Source organism: Pseudanabaena minima str. Chao 2107, from assembly GCF_051131155.1.
Classification (GTDB): domain Bacteria; phylum Cyanobacteriota; class Cyanobacteriia; order Pseudanabaenales; family Pseudanabaenaceae; genus Pseudanabaena; species Pseudanabaena minima.
Window position 1 is genome coordinate 612,699 of sequence record NZ_CP159508.1, and the last position, 15,516, is coordinate 628,214.

General features: G+C 41.0%; 11 protein-coding genes. 9 read left to right on the plus strand and 2 right to left on the minus strand.

Annotation, left to right across the window (positions count from 1 at the left end; genetic code table 11):
• Positions 1–86 precede the first annotated feature (86 nt).
• The 7 genes from ABM313_RS02810 to ABM313_RS02840 all read left to right on the plus strand — a co-directional run bounded on the left by ABM313_RS02810 (position 87) and on the right by ABM313_RS02840 (position 7,242).
• Entirely contained in the window at positions 87–1,811 is a 1,725-nt protein-coding gene (locus tag ABM313_RS02810) for a tetratricopeptide repeat protein (protein WP_434686189.1), read from the plus strand.
• Position 1,812: 1 nt separating this feature from the next.
• A complete protein-coding gene (locus tag ABM313_RS02815; protein ID WP_434686190.1) occupies positions 1,813–2,781 on the plus strand; it encodes a hypothetical protein in 969 nt (322 codons plus the stop codon).
• 84 nt (positions 2,782–2,865) lie between these two features.
• Complete coding sequence (locus ABM313_RS02820; protein ID WP_434686191.1) at positions 2,866–3,030, plus strand: hypothetical protein; 165 nt, start codon at positions 2,866–2,868, stop codon at positions 3,028–3,030.
• Between the two features lie 436 nt (positions 3,031–3,466).
• A complete protein-coding gene (locus ABM313_RS02825; protein WP_434686192.1) occupies positions 3,467–3,625 on the plus strand; it encodes a hypothetical protein in 159 nt (52 codons plus the stop codon).
• Between the two features lie 328 nt (positions 3,626–3,953).
• Entirely contained in the window at positions 3,954–4,532 is a 579-nt protein-coding gene (locus tag ABM313_RS02830; protein WP_434686193.1) for a LexA family protein, read from the plus strand.
• Between the two features lie 186 nt (positions 4,533–4,718).
• On the plus strand, positions 4,719–5,210 hold the full coding sequence (locus tag ABM313_RS02835; protein ID WP_434686194.1) for a hypothetical protein: 492 nt from the start codon (positions 4,719–4,721) through the stop codon (positions 5,208–5,210).
• A 250-nt stretch (positions 5,211–5,460) separates the two neighbouring features.
• The gene (locus ABM313_RS02840) at positions 5,461–7,242 is read left to right on the plus strand and encodes a ShlB/FhaC/HecB family hemolysin secretion/activation protein (protein WP_434686195.1); all 1,782 of its coding nucleotides are present in this window, start codon (positions 5,461–5,463) and stop codon (positions 7,240–7,242) included.
• Between the two features lie 147 nt (positions 7,243–7,389).
• On the opposite strand, the gene ABM313_RS02845 is transcribed toward ABM313_RS02840, so the two are convergent.
• Positions 7,390–8,592, minus strand: coding sequence for a glycerate kinase family protein (locus tag ABM313_RS02845; protein ID WP_434686196.1), 1,203 nt, complete (start codon positions 8,590–8,592; stop codon positions 7,390–7,392).
• A gap of 103 nt (positions 8,593–8,695) precedes the next feature.
• Positions 8,696–10,075 (minus strand): SLC13 family permease, encoded by a 1,380-nt coding sequence (locus ABM313_RS02850; protein WP_434686197.1) that lies wholly within the window; start codon positions 10,073–10,075, stop codon positions 8,696–8,698.
• A gap of 592 nt (positions 10,076–10,667) precedes the next feature.
• Between ABM313_RS02850 and ABM313_RS02855 the strand changes: the two genes are divergently transcribed.
• Entirely contained in the window at positions 10,668–10,856 is a 189-nt protein-coding gene (locus ABM313_RS02855; RefSeq protein WP_434686198.1) for a hypothetical protein, read from the plus strand.
• 195 nt (positions 10,857–11,051) lie between these two features.
• Positions 11,052–15,464 (plus strand): filamentous hemagglutinin N-terminal domain-containing protein, encoded by a 4,413-nt coding sequence (locus ABM313_RS02860; protein ID WP_434686199.1) that lies wholly within the window; start codon positions 11,052–11,054, stop codon positions 15,462–15,464.
• Positions 15,465–15,516 lie beyond the last annotated feature (52 nt).

The window sequence follows — 15,516 nt, forward strand, 5'->3', positions numbered from 1 at the left end:
CTACTATAGACTGAGAATGTTTTTTTGTTGCATAGCTCTTGATTCTCTAGAATTACGTATATGACAAAGACGTGTTGGTAAATTTTATGTCTTTATTCTGGAGTTTCTTTATCGCAATTTCGCCAGCGATCGCCATTCTTTGTTACTTCTATGAATGTGATCGTAAAATTGGTGAATCTTACCAAGACAAGTTCAAAGCTCTCTTGATGGGAATGGCTTGTATCATTCCTGCGGGATTCATTGAAGGACTGGGCGCATATATTTTCTCTGGGAATAAAGTCGCTGACTATTTCCAACAAATAAATATTTCGACAGAGACTCCTGCGTTTTCTTTATTAGAAGCTTTACTAGGAGGATTTGTTCTATCTGCACTCATTGAAGAAGCTCTGAAACTATTGATTTTGCTAGCTGCATTTAGAAATAGTGAATCCTTCAAGTCCAAAAACAATATTGTGATGTTAACGGTCTGCCTTGGACTGGGATTTGCTTGCATCGAAAACATTATGTATGTGTTTACGCTGTATAGCAAAATGGGACACCATATCGCCCAAGCCAGAGCATTTGTGAGTTTGCCGATGCACGCGATCGCAGGTGTAATTATGGGCAGTATTCTCGCAGAGGCAAGGAGTAATTCTCAACATCGTCTATGGATTATTCTCAAGGCTCTGTTTGCTGCGATTCTTCTACATGGTACTTTTAACTCCTTGCTATTTCTTCACACTTGGCTCAGTTCCCTAGTGGTGTTTATCGGTTTATTCGGTAGCATCTTCTTTACAGTTCGATATTTCCAAAAACTAAATAAAGTTACGCAAGCAGATAAAAATATATCGAACCAAGCGATCAGCAGTAAAAATGCTCGCAAATGGTGGCATTGGCATTGGCATTCGCCAATTTTATGGTTGATAGGAGTTTCTACAGCGATCGCAGCTAGCTATTGGATACCACAGAGCACGAGTCAATTTGCAGGACGCAGTGGCAATAACAGTGTGAGATCTAGGGCTGTAGCCAGCAATGATGAATATGAAATCTCGCAAATTAAAGCTAAATCTGAACGTAGAGACTACGCAGGAGTAATTCGTGACTGCGATCGCCTACTTCGCAAAAATCCACAAAATCCCACAGCTTATAATTACAGAGGCATTGCTTACTTCTATCTACATAATTTTGACCGAGCAATCGAAAATTATAGTCGAGCAATTGAAATTGACTCAGAATATGCATTTGCCTATTTTAATCGCGCTGAAGCCTATTTTAGTCAACAGGATTATGACTTAGCCTTGGCAGATTATGATCTGGCAATTCAAGCCAAGGGCGACTTAGGAGACAAAGGGAAGAAGCGACTTGCGGATATCTATGCTAATCGAGGCGACGCTCTAGGTCGATTAAGACGATTTTCAGAAGCTTTAGCCTCAGCCGATCGCGCAATTGAAATTGACTCCCAGCATGGTTTTGCGTGGTATATTCGCAGCCTTGCTCTATTATACTTATATCGAAATCAAGAAGCCTTACAAGCTGTAGACAAGGCAATTGAGTTTGAGAACTATGCCTATGTCTGGCATCAACGCGGTGATGTGTTGTACGAAATGAAACGTTATCCTGAAGCGATCGCCGCTTTTGACAAGGCAGTACAAATTGATCCCCAATATGCCCGCGCTATGTATAGCCGAGGCATAGTTTTAGAAGAACTAGGACGCGATCGCGAAGCTCTGCAATCATACAATAGCGCTCTAGCGCTTTACCCTGAATGGGAACAGGTCAAAAAATCCAAACAAAAAGTCTTGCGTAAATTAAATAAGAAAGCAGGTAGATAAGATGAAAGACCAAACACAAAATCCAAAGAAAGTAAAGGCTTTCCCAGATCTTAAGGAAAAAGCTCAACATGGGGATATCAGTGCAATTTCCACGCTGATGAATCGCTCTTTTCAACGTCGTGGAGTGACAGCTTCAGTCAAACTAAAAACAGATTGTCTTCAGATTTTATTGGAATCTTCAGAAGTGCCAGATCGTTCAGTCTATGTTTCGATGATTTTGGTAGGTATCCAAAAATTAGCGATCGCCAATGTCAATACTCTGGAAATTTATGGCAAACGGACAGGTTCTAATATGCCTAACTGGAGTCATAAAGTAAATTTGAGTCCACATTCACCTATAAACACAGCCATAAACACGCAATCAACTACTCCAGAAATCGCTCTAGAAGTTCAGCAAATATCTCCTGATCTAGCTACTAGCGAGCCTTCTCAGAAGTTGATGAATGTATCTTTGGAGGCATCTTTGGAGCCACAAACACAATCATCAAAAGAAACAGTCAAGAATAGGAATTCCAACTTACTAAGTCGCTTAATTCAACAATTGGGAAATCGATTCAATCTCAGAGCCGCAATCTATGGGCTTTTGCTCGATACCATTAGCACCGAGGCAACAGTATTTTTCTTTTCTTCAATTATGACTGTATTCTTTACAATTCAAGGGAAAAGCCTTTATCAAATTCAATCAGAATTTTCTAGTAATTTGTTTTTGATTATCTATCTTTGCATTGGAATGACATTCTCTTGTGCAGGAGGTTTTTTCTCGGCTCATTGTGCCAAACAGAATCAAATTTTCAATGCGGCTTTAACTGGAATCATATCAACTAGTTTAGGAATACTCATGCAATATACCAGTCCGTCATCTGTTCCTTCATGGTTTCATACTGCGGCTCTTTATCTAACAATCCCTGTAGCGATCGCTGGTGGTTATCTCCGAAAAATCTCGCTGAAGAAGCAAATGCAAAGAGCATAAATACTCTCAAAATCATTGAGGATGTTTAAGTTAATTTAGCGACTTCCTTTTGGGCGAGGTAACCGAGAGTTATTTTGGTGGAGAATGAAAATATTCATAGAATCACTGAGAGATAACTTTGATAATTCATGTGAACTCTGGGTGTTGCTAGCGATCGCTGCCAAAGAATTGCTAAAAATTGAGGTGATCGCTATAGCTACTAAAAATCCATTGCTTAAAAATAGTCTCATATCTTTTTCCTTCAACTGATGCTTAACAGATTGCCAAAAAAATTGAATTCAAAAGGCTCATTCATGGACTCAGTGTTTGACTCACTGGTTAATAACTTCCACTGCCAGAAGTTTTCAGCCCTATTAGCAAAATGAACTCGCTTTATTTACCTGTCATTCATCAAAGTTAAATCTACGCGACTTGTTACAAAACTTAAACCCATAAGAGCAATAGCGGCGCAAAGCGCCGCTATTGCTCTTATGGGTTTTATGTCTTAAGCAAAATTTGCATTTCTATAGTAAGTAGCTAGGAATAAGTGAACTAAAAACCAAAAAGGTTGTTCCGCTCGCGTAGCGGGCGGAACAACCTCTGGTTTTAGATTTTAATTAAGCCCAGCTACTTAATAAAGTGCCATGATCGCGCATTGGCAGTTTATTACTATAAAAATAATCCACCAGATTACACACTAAATTTTATGAATACTATTCGATGGATTCGCGTGATTCTTTCCAGTATTTTCATTGTGCTTGGTTTAGTTTTTGGCACATATTTTTATATCAAAGAGCATCAATTAATCTCCATTGCACCTCAAGGATATATCGCGAGATTTTTACTGGATTTTAGTAATTTATAACTATAGCCACCTGTTGTATGAAAACCCAAATAGAGTGAGGCGGCGCGAAGCGCCGCCTCACTCTATTTGGGTTTCATGTCCTAACAAGAATGGCGACAGCTATATTTTAGAAAAGAACTTATGGCTGTCGCCCTTTGTATCAGAACAAATCAAAACCCAAGATGCTAGTGGCGGCGCTTTGCGCCGCCACTAGCATCTTGGATTTGAAGATTGGCGACAGATTTAATATCTATCATTTTTAGATAGTTAAATCATATGATTAGCGTACAATATTCATGAAACTGTAGCGATCGCAGTGACAAATGCAAATAATTTTGGGAGAAATACTATGCCGCGAGGTGGAAAACGTCAGGGAGCAGGTCGTCCTGTGGGTACTGGCAAATACAACGAAACAACTAAAGCCGTTCGTTTACCCGTCAGCCTTGCTGATGAAATTTTAGAAGCTCTTGCCAGAGATCCTCAACAGGTAGAACCATCGACTATTGTCTCATCTATCTTTAAGACGGACAACAATAATATTAAATGCCGCGTGCCTCTCTATCTCAATCCCGTTGCCGCAGGATTTCCTGCCCCTACGGAGGATTATATCGAAGGCAAAATTGATCTCAATCATCATCTTGTTAAACATCCCGAATCTACGTTTTTAGTGCGAGTAGTTGGGGATTCGATGCAAGATGCAGGTATTCATCCGCGTGATTTACTGGTAGTCGATCGCTCCCTAGAGCCGATTAGCGGCAAGGTGGTCATCGCTGTCGTCAATGGTGAATTAACCGTGAAACGCTTGCGTAAGCATCGCAACAAATTATGGTTGATGCCCGAAAACCCTAGTTTTCAGCCCATTGAAATTGACGAAAATGTGGAATTACATATTTGGGGCGTAGTCACTAACGTAATTCATGCTTTGTAGTAAGAATCTAAGCTACAGAGATATAAAGCTAGGAAAAAGCAGTAAAAATATTGATTAAACAATTTAAAGTAAGATTTTGGCTATAAATCAGAGATGACATTTGGCTTTGATTAGCGTACATTAATCAAAGAGTTTTTGGTCTTGTCTATGGCTCGCTTTCCTGATTCTTCTGCACCAATCCTATCTTTGTCAGCTTCTAAGGCCCGTTCCTTTGGTATATCTGAAAATATTGTCGGCAAAAACGCTTCCTCCGAGTTCTTTGCAGTTTGGCAAATGCTTTGTTCGCGTCTGGATGCACACAAAGATAATTGGCAGGTTAGCTTTTCCTCTCCTGTGGCAGTGTCGGACTACATTACGATGCGTTGTTTGCTAACCGTGGGTGACATCACCCGTGAGGCAACTGGTAGCGATAAAGGTTGTTTAATTCAGGTGGGATCTGCTACGATCGGAGTCCATGCGCCTGAAAGAGCTATGCTCAATGCTTTTTGCAATGCTGCTGTTCATTTCGGGATTATTTTACCCTTCAAGCAGATCCGTGCCAAAAAACCTCCAGACGATGACCATGATCTTGAGGCTGTGGTCAATATTCTTCGCAAGATTCAACGTAAGCAAAAAATGAAACGCGGTTTCAAAGCTTTAGCTAATCTTGCTAATTTGATGACCCGCCAAATTAATTAAGCGCAAAGCGCTAAAACCCGAACCAAGAGACCCTTAAAAGTGTTGCAAAGCAACACTTTTAAGGGTCTCTTGGTTTATTAAAACCCAAGAATTGAGTGGCGGCGCTTCGCGCCGCCACTCAATTCTTGCTACTGCTATAAAATAGCCTTAACAAGGGGCTTAAGCCTGTAAATACTTGATCAAATGACCAAAGCCTAGTAAATTGCTGTCCAACCAATCCACTATTGCAGTCATGTAGGTGCTTGTTGTTATGCTGGAGCTTCATGGATGGTTAAGCGGACAGAAAAAAACTTTCACCAAAAAATCAATAATTTTTAGGGCAACGGTTTATACAGGGCTAGGCTTAACTAGCTTTGTCTCTTTTGCCTTGCCCATATTGGCTCAAACAGATCGAGCTAACTCCTTAACACCACAAATCATTACGCCCACTCTGCGATCGCCTTCGCCACAATTACCAACCCAAACCCCAGCACCGCTCCCATCACCCGATGAGTTGCTAAACCCTTCACGTGAGCCTGCCACTCCTCAAAAAGAAGTACCTGTAACTGGAACGATTACAGTCAGTCGATTTGAGGTGTTAGGTAGCACCGTATTTACGAAAGCAGAACTTGATCAGATTCTGAGTCCTTTTACTAAGCGACCAATCACTTTTTCAGAACTGCTGAAAGCGCGATCGCAGGTTACAGATCTATATATAAGCCGAGGATATATAACCTCAGGAGCCTTTATTCCTACCCAAAACTTACAGAATGGGGTGGTGCAGATTCAGGTAATTGAAGGTGGCTTGGAAGATATAAAAGTAACTGGCGTTGAACGGTTAAGTCCAGACTATGTGCGATCGCGGATGAATATTGCGACAGGTGCACCCCTCAATCGCGATCGCCTGATTCAAGCCCTCCAAGTGCTCCAAATCAATCCCCTAATTGCTAGTATATCGGCAGAGCTATCAGCAGGTACGAGAGCTGGGCAGAACATTCTGGAAGTGCGGATTAAAGAAGCAAAATCTTTAGAAGCGCAACTATCTCTGGATAACAACCGTGCTCCCAGTGTTGGTTCATTGCGTCGTAAAGTCCAAATTAGTGAAGCGAATTTAACGGGATTGGGCGATACGCTGAATATTGCCTATAGCAATACCGATGGGAGTAATTCCTATGATCTTAGCTATATATTACCGATCAACCCCTACAATGGCACGATCGCTTTTACGTTTAATAATGGCAATAGCAATGTCTTGGAAAAGCCCTTTAATATCTTGGATATTTATGCGAATTCCACATCCTATGACCTGACTTTTCGCCAGCCCATTGAGCAAACACCTAGTCAAGAAGTGGCAATAGGTTTCACAGCTTCCTATCGTGAAAGTTTAACTAGTTTGTTAAAGATTCCATTTCCTTTGTCCGCAGGAGCAGACGATAATGGCGTAACTAAAACTACGGTTTTACGAGCCTTTCAAGAATTTACACAGCGCTCTAGTCAGTCGGTAATTTCATTGCGATCGCAGTTTAACGTAGGACTAGGTGGTGTATTCGGCTCCAATGTAAATACTAGCTTCCCTGATAGTCGCTTTTTTTCATGGCGTGGACAGTCGCAGTATGTCAATTTACTTGCACCTGATACTTTTCTATTACTCCGTGGGGATTTGCAATTAGGTGATCGCGCTCTGCTACCGTCAGAGCAAATTGGTTTTGGTGGTCAAGATACCCTACGCGGTTATCGTCAAGATGTATTGCTCGGCGATAATGGACTAAATCTATCCGCAGAGTTGCGAGTACCAATCTTGCGGATACCTGAATGGGAAGGTTTATTGCAAATAGTTCCATTCGTTGATGCTGCTGCCGTATGGACGAGTTCTGGAGAAGCAAACTCCAGTTCCAATACATTATTAGGCACTGGCTTAGGCTTGCGTTGGCGGATTGGCTATACTTTAGATCTTCGGCTTGACTACGGCATTCCATTGATTTCTGTGCCAAATAGTCGCAATACTGCCCAAGAAAATGGGCTTTACTTCAATCTCAATTTCACAGGGTTTTAGAATCTATTGAAGAATTGATGGGACTCAGAACGCAAATGATAAATTTCTTATTAAGAATTACCGAGATCTCCCAAGATCCTTTTTTACCCAAAATAGAGTTTTGGCGCTTTGCGCCAAAACTCTATTTTGGGGGACTGATGCAAGTCCCTAAGCTGATTTTGGCAGACTTGGATGAATGATCGACAATTGAGCAGTTCGCGGTAAGTCATAACCCAAGGCGAGCATCCGCACCATTCTTTCGGCTGCATTCGCTACTAAAATTGGTGCTTGATTGATCGCTTCGGCTAAATCACAAGGACTTTCTAGGATTGTAGTAAACGCATCAATGCCATGCTCAATATTGATTGAAGCATTTTCTCCAATCGTTCCTGCGATCGCAATCACAGGTAAATTATAGCGCTTCGCTCGTTTAGCCACCTCCACAGGAATCTTACCTCGTGGTGTTTGAAAGTCAATACAACCTTCAGCAGTGATGACTAAGTCACTCTGTGGCAACCAGCGATCTAATTCCAAATATTCCATCACAATGTTATAGCGAGGATGCAGTTTTGCTCCTAGTAATGCAAACAAACCTGCTCCCAAACCACCAGAAGCTCCACTTCCTGGCATTTCGCGTACATCTAAATGGAAAGTCTGCTCAATCACTGCCGCATACTTTTCAAGAGCAGATTCCAAGGATGCCACAACCTCTGGAGAAGCTCCTTTCTGAGGACCAAATACCCGTGCTACACCACTAGTCCCGCACAAGAGATTATGCCAATTACAAGCGACATCAATTTGTACATTTGCCAATCGTGGATCGCGATGGTCGGTGCGAATGTGATCGAGCCTGCGCAACTCTCCTCCACCCAAGCCAATGGGGCGATCGCAATCATCCAGAAGTTCTACTCCTAGTGCCTGAGCCATACCTGCGCCTCCATCATTCGTACCAGAATCTCCACACCCAACTAAAATTCTTTCAGCGCCGAGATCCAGCACAGCACGAATTAATTGTCCAACTCCATAAGTTGTTGTTAATTGTGGATCGCGAACATCGCGAGGAACTAACCGCAAACCTGCCGCCGCCGCCATTTCCAAAACAGCCGTCTTTTGATAAGTTCCACCCAAAAAACCAAAGTGAGACTGTACAGGTTGTCCCACGGGACCCATTACTTCCATTTCATGAATTGTCCCACCTGTTGCTGTAACTAAGGCTTTTGTAAAACCCTCTCCTCCATCAACGAGCGGTGCTTTCCGAATTTTTGCATCAGGAATCACTCGCAAAATACCTTCAGCAATACAGTCAGCAACCTCATCCGCACCAATGCTTTCTTTAAATCCAGATGGAGCAATAAGAATATTTAAACTCATAATTTTTTCCTAAATTCCTAAAAAATGTTGTAAAAAAAGTGTTGTGAAATTGAATCAAATGCTTCTAGATGCAGCTCGCTATTGCAGCTCATGGAGGTGATAGTTAAAACTTCAGTCCAACCCATTGCCAGTAGGTGAGGTAAAACACAATTACTAACCCCAAATGCAAGGGAATCATGATTAGACTTAGACGCAGCAAATCTCTAGATTTGAATGTTTTTTCTTCGCAGTCTTGGAAGATGAGTAATGCTTTAGAACTCACAGGCATTGTTAAGCAGTAGTCCATTCCTAAAGTCCCAATAAACATTACTGCAACTGGATTTAGATTCAACGTTGCTGCTAAGGATAAAAATGCAGGGACTAAGGCTACAGCTCTAGCTGTATGAGATGTCATGTAGAGATGAGAAGTTAAAGCGATCGCTGTCAAAATTAGCAGAATCATGATTTGCGATTCTTGATTTGCAATTCCGCTCATATTAAATGTATGGTCAATCACCCATTTAGATGCACCAGACTGGACTAGCGAGTGCCCTATGACTAAAGCTGAACTGACGAAAATAATCAGATTCCAAGATACCGATTTGAGCGCATCTTTCCAGCTCATGACACCGATATTAGGTAGTGCTAGTAATGCTGCGCCAAAGATAGAAACTGTGGCAATTTTTAAGCCATGCAATCCCTCCGTTAACCACAACGCCAACATGCCAATGGCAATCAATAAAGTCATGCACTCCAATCGAGAAAGATTAGATTTAACAGCACTCTCGGCTGAGATTTGGATAGGTTTCTGGCGCTGTCTGCGATCGAGGAATGCATATAAGATCGCTCCACAAGCTCCAAAACTAGCAATGATTCCGAACGGCAAACCATATAAAGCCCATTGCCCAAAAGAAATATGTTGCCCTGTCATCTGCGTGAGTAATTCATTGGCAATCAAATGGGAACCAGCACCTACCAAGGAAACAATTGTGGAAACCAAGATGATTGTCGGAATTAAAATTGCTAATCCACGACTGATTTTGGGGTCACGAATCTCTGTCGTTACGCTGCGGAAGATTGGTAAAGTAACTGCGGCTCGTCCTGATGTAGAAGGAATCAAAAAAGAGAGCGGAATAATAAATGCTGTCATCGCCCAAAACAATCCGCTTACTGTCTTAACTCTCCCCATAATCAATTGATTTAGTCGAGCCGAAAGCCCAGTCTTCTGAATTGCAGCGCCCAATATAAAAGCCCCAATCATTAACCATATAATTTCATGTCCAAGGGACTCGAAAAAAAGAGCTTGGGGAACTGCTCTGGTCAAGACTAGAGCCAATGTTGCTACCAGTGCGACATAACTCACGTTCAACTTTGTCAATGTCCAAAGGATGACTGTTGAGCAAAAAATCAATAAAGACCAGCGCCCTGCGATCGATAGATCTTGAGCAAAATTGATCGCAATTGCAGCTAAAGTAATTCCAGCAATCGGGAGTAATGTCTTCAAATACTTTAATGACTGGAACACGTGGAGTTGATGATTTGGAACAACAAAGCTCATTTCTTACTAACCAACAATAACGGAAATAAATTAGGAATCTCTCTGTCTTTACCCGCTGTATAGTTTGCATTTATCACTTGCTAGGTGGTAGAGCAATCAAAAGCTTAAGGCTAGGACTTAATTGCCAATTAACTTTTACTTAACCCTTTTTTAATAAGAAGCTGATGAGACAAACATGAGAAAACTCTTATCTTTGGTTAGAAAGCGTTTAAGAATTGTCAGCAGTATGCTTTCTAAGCATTTGCATATCAAAACCTAGTCATGCAAACAATCATGAATTATTCTTATAAAATTCATGATTTGTATTAACGTCAGTTCGACGAAGGCGAAAAATGGGAAGCATCGCTTAGCGATGCTTCCCATTTTTCGCCATTTGAGCCTTTTAACGTAAGACTCAAATGGCGATATCGAACTCACGGCATGGGTTGTTAAGGGGGGGATTAAGGATTATCTTTTGGGGCTTTTACCGATTGAAGTTGTATTTACTAGCAGTAACCCCAAAAAGCTCTAACGTTACCTAGCTTTGGAAATTCCTGAAGTGTGGTTTTGGCAAGAAGGCGTATTTATTCTCTATCGGTTACGCGATCGCAAATATGAACCTATTTCCCGTAGTGAAATTCCAGAGCTTGCAGCTTTAGATATAGAGTTACTGACTCGCTGTGTCTTAGTAGCGGAAACCTTAAGATTAGAAGCCGCAAAAGCCTTCCGCAATTCTCTAAAAAGTTAGAGATTCTGCTCATACTTTAGTGAAGAAATAATCATCTCAGCAAAAATGCGTATCTATCTCCAGTACATAATCCTGATTTCATGACATATTACAGAACTTAACGCAAATATAAGCTTTTGGTTTAATCCAGAAAAGTAAAGCGTTGTATGCTAAGCATATCGATAGAATGAAGGTGGTTCTGAAGAAATGAAGTATATGGGAGAGCATAACTTTAAGAAAACGGCGATCGCATCAGTAATATCCATAATTAGTTTTAGTCTTTTCTCATATGAAAGTTTTGCTCAGAATGCGATCGCGCCAGATGCAACTTTGCCAACTAATACTTTAGTTAACTTTGATAGTACTAGCAAAACCTATACGATTACGGGTGGTACTGAATCTGGTGCAAATCAGTTCCATAGTTTCCAGAATTTTTCAGTACCTACTAGCAATACTGCGTACTTCAATAACTCTGCTCAAACGACAAATGTGATTGGGCGGGTTACGGGTTCTAATATTTCCAATATTGACGGCATACTTAAAGCTAACGGTGCTGCAAATTTGTACTTGATTAATCCCAATGGCATTGTATTTGGAAAGAATGCAAAGTTAGAGATTGGTGGTTCCTTTAGTGCTAGCACTGCAACAAGTTTAAAGTTTCCTGATGGTAGTGAGTTTAGTGCTACTAATCCCCAAGCTCCGCCCGTACTAACTGTTAATGTACCATTGGGCTTACAGTATGGTGTGAGCAATACAGGAGCGACAATTACCAATCAAGCAAACTTGGTAACAGGTCAAGACTTGGTTTTAAATGCTGACAAATTAGATTTGCAAGGACGGCTACAAGCGGGTAGAGATGTCACGCTGAAAGCACAAGATCGGATTCAGATTCGAGATACTTCTATCAGTCCATTTGTGGCGGCAGCAGGTAGAGACTTACTAGTACAGGGACATCAATCGGTTGATATTTTTGCGCTGAATAATAGGCAGAGTGGTTTGTTTTCGGGGGGGGATATGCTGTTGCGATCGCCTAATTCTATAATCGGTGATGCTCATTATTATACAGGCGGAAATTTTAAAATCGAGCAACTAGACGGGACTCTAGGCAATCTAGAAAGTCCTGACGACCCCATCATTCGCTCTGCTGGTGATGTGACTTTTGGAATCTATATAGGTAGTTCTCTCCATATCCTTGCTGGTGGGAAAGTAAACATTGGCACAATATTGATAACTGGCACAGATACTACTGGTAATACGATTAATCCAACACAAACTCCCAATCTTGCTGATGTTACACTTTCTAATGGCAGGACACTTACTATCAATGGTAGTACTAACCCAACTGTAGATATTCGCTCAGGTATGAATCCTTCAGATATAGGTATATCTGGAGTAATCGGTGCAGATTTTTTTAGTTGCGCTTTTTTTGGAATAAACTGCTTTTACAATAATTCGCTGACAAGTATTGTTTTCCCTAGCACTAATCAAGGTGCAACTGGCAATGGTATTACTATCGGTGATATTAAGGTTAATAGTCCTAATGGAATTATTTTGCTCACGAATAATTACAAACCGAATCTAGCTTTATCAAATGAAGATATCGTCATCACAGGGACAGGAAGTTTTGGATTCCAAGGTATTGACACCCTCAGTTCTACAGGTAATAGCGGTTCTGTATTCGTTGATTCTAGAAGAAGTATTGAATTAACAAGGAATATTTTTACGTTCTCAACTGCTGTATCTGGTATTGGTGGTAATGTTACTTTACTGGCTAACAATGATATTCTCTTTGGAGACAATGCTGTAATTAATGCTAATGCTCCTTTTCTGGGTGGACAAATCGATCTCAGAGCTAATGGAGTGATATCAGGGCAAGGAATAAGCATTCTTAGCACAAGTTTTGCCTCTACACTCAATGGTAATAGTGGCGATATTAACATTACATCTGCATCATTGTTTTTGACAAATTCCTCTACAGACTTTTCTCAAATAGCAACTGCCACTTCAGGCACAGCCAATGCTGGCAACATTATGCTGAATATTTTTGGGGATGTGACGTTTGACGGTGCAGTTAATAACTTCCCAACTCAAGTAATAAGTAGAGTTTCTCAAGGTGCGACAGGTAACGGTGGGATTGTCAAAGTTATTGCAGGAGAGCTAAATCTCCAGAGTGGTGCTCAAATTAGCTCTGTAACAGAAGGGTTAGGAAAATCGGGAGATGTTGAAATTTTTGCAAATGCAATTAATATTGATGGTGTCAGAAGCTCTATCAATAACCAAGTTAGTCCTACAGCCAATGCTAGTGGTGGCAAACTAACTTTAAATGTAGGTACATTAAACGTAACTAATGAAGGACAGATTAGTACGCTTACTTCAGGCAATGGGAATGCTGGCGATTTGATGGTCATTGCGACTGGTGCTGTTATTTTTGATCGCAGTACAGCTTCTTCAGCTCTTAATCTTAGTGGAGTCGGCAAGGGTGGGGATTTATTCATCTCTGCAAGGACATTGCAACTACTCAATGGTGCTCAGGTGGGTGCTGGAGTATTCGGCATTGGCGATGGCGGTAAAATCACCATTCAGGCTGACACAGTAACGCTTAGTGGTACAGGGCTAATCTCAGGCTCAATAGTTAATAGCGCGATCGCCACAACCGTGGAGAGAATTACCGCGATCGGTAATGCTGGAGATATAGATTTGAGTACTCGTCTTCTCAGTCTAAGTAACGATTCTTTTATCTCAGCAGCCACCAAAGGACGAGGCAATACTGGTAATATCAATATCCGTGCTAGTGAAAGTATATCAATAAATAATAGTTTAGTTAACAACCGTATTGACACTACTGGGAACGGGAAAGGAGGAAATATCAACATTACCTCACCATCGATCTTTATCAGTAATTTAGGTCGAATCAGTTCCTTGACTACTGGAATAGGAGATGCAGGCAATCTAAACTTATCGTCCCAGTTACTCTCTCTCTCAAATAATTCTCAACTCCAAGCAAATACCAATGGCAATGGCAATGCAGGGAGCATTACAATTGCACCAATCAACACTTTTGCCAATCCTAATAACAAGCCTAACAATAAAGTCAAGATAGATGGTAGTTTCGTTTCAGTAGATGTGAATACTAAGGGCACAGGAAATGCTGGAATTCTCTCAATTACATCAGACTCACTACAAGTCCTGAATGGTGGTCAAATTTCAGCAGGAGTATTTGGGAAAGGCAACGGCGGACAAATCACCATCAGTTCTGACACAATTAAACTAGACGGGAGAGGTATTATCCTTGGACAAGATGTATTTAGTGGTATCTTTTCATCAACAAACGATAATGCGATCGGTAATGCAGGCAGTTTAGATGTTAGGACTCGTAACCTTGAGATATTAAATAGTGCGGTTATTAGCGCAACAACACAGGGGCTAGGTAACGCAGGAAAAATTGCAATTCGAGCTAGCGATGCCATCTCTTTAAATAATGGGTCAATTCGCAGTAATGTTGGGGTAACTGGTCAAGGGGATGGCGGTAATTTAGATATTTTTGCAAATACATTACGCCTTGAAAATCAATCAGCTTTGAGTGCTTCTACGGCTAGTGCAAATAGGGGTGGAAATATTGCAGTTACTTCTAATAGCTTAGAAATTGCTGGTGGTTCACAGTTACGTACCACTACCTCCAGCAGTGGTGCAGCAGGTAATATCTCACTATTCCTTACTGATCTATTAAAAATAGATGGAACTGATAGTGGTATTTTTGCAGGAACTACAGCTGTATCCACAGGCAAAAGTGGCACGATTTTTATCGATCCTGAGCTGGTAACTTTGACGAATGGTGCAAAAATTTCTGTGAGTAGTCTCGGTAAAGGAAATGGTGGCAATATCCAATTAATTGCGGGATTGCTATCTCTTGATACTGGCTCACAGATTATTGCCGAAACAGCAAATGGAGAAGGAGGAAATATTGTTTTGCAAGTGCGAGACTTACTATGGTTGCGAAATAGAAGTCTGATTAGTGCTACGGCTGGTAATGATGGCAATGGTGGCAACATTAACTTGAGTGCAAATTTTATTTTGGCATTTGCCAAGGAAAATAGCGATATTGCTGCCAATGCTTTTAAAGGGAAGGGTGGTAATATTCAGATTAATACCCAAGCAATTTTTGGAATGCAGTTCCGTCCACGTTTGACTCAATTAAGCGACATTACCGCTAGTTCAGATTTTGGTGTAAATGGAACGGTTAATATTAATACCCCAGGAGTTGATCCTAGTAAAGGATTAAATAATTTACCTGTAGATATTGGTGATGCCAGTAAACTTGTCTCTCAAAAATGTTTAGCCGATCGCCAAGATAGCGCATTCGTGATCACAGGACGAGGTGGCATTCCTGCTAGTCCTGCTGATGTGATTAGCGGTAGTAACTTGCAAGAAAATCTGGGTACAACCAGCAATCAATTAGCTAGTCAGTCCAGCCAATTAATTAGACAATCCTCACATCAACAGCCTAATTCTGATCGCATAATTGAGGCGCAAGGATGGTTAATCAATCCCTATGGTGAAGTTGCTCTTGTAGCAGAAGTTGTTCAAACTATACCTTCACCAACTTGGGCTAAACAACTACAATGTCGTTAATAAGTATTAGCAATTTTGCGGCTTTTTCTATTATTTAGTAATGTTATACTCC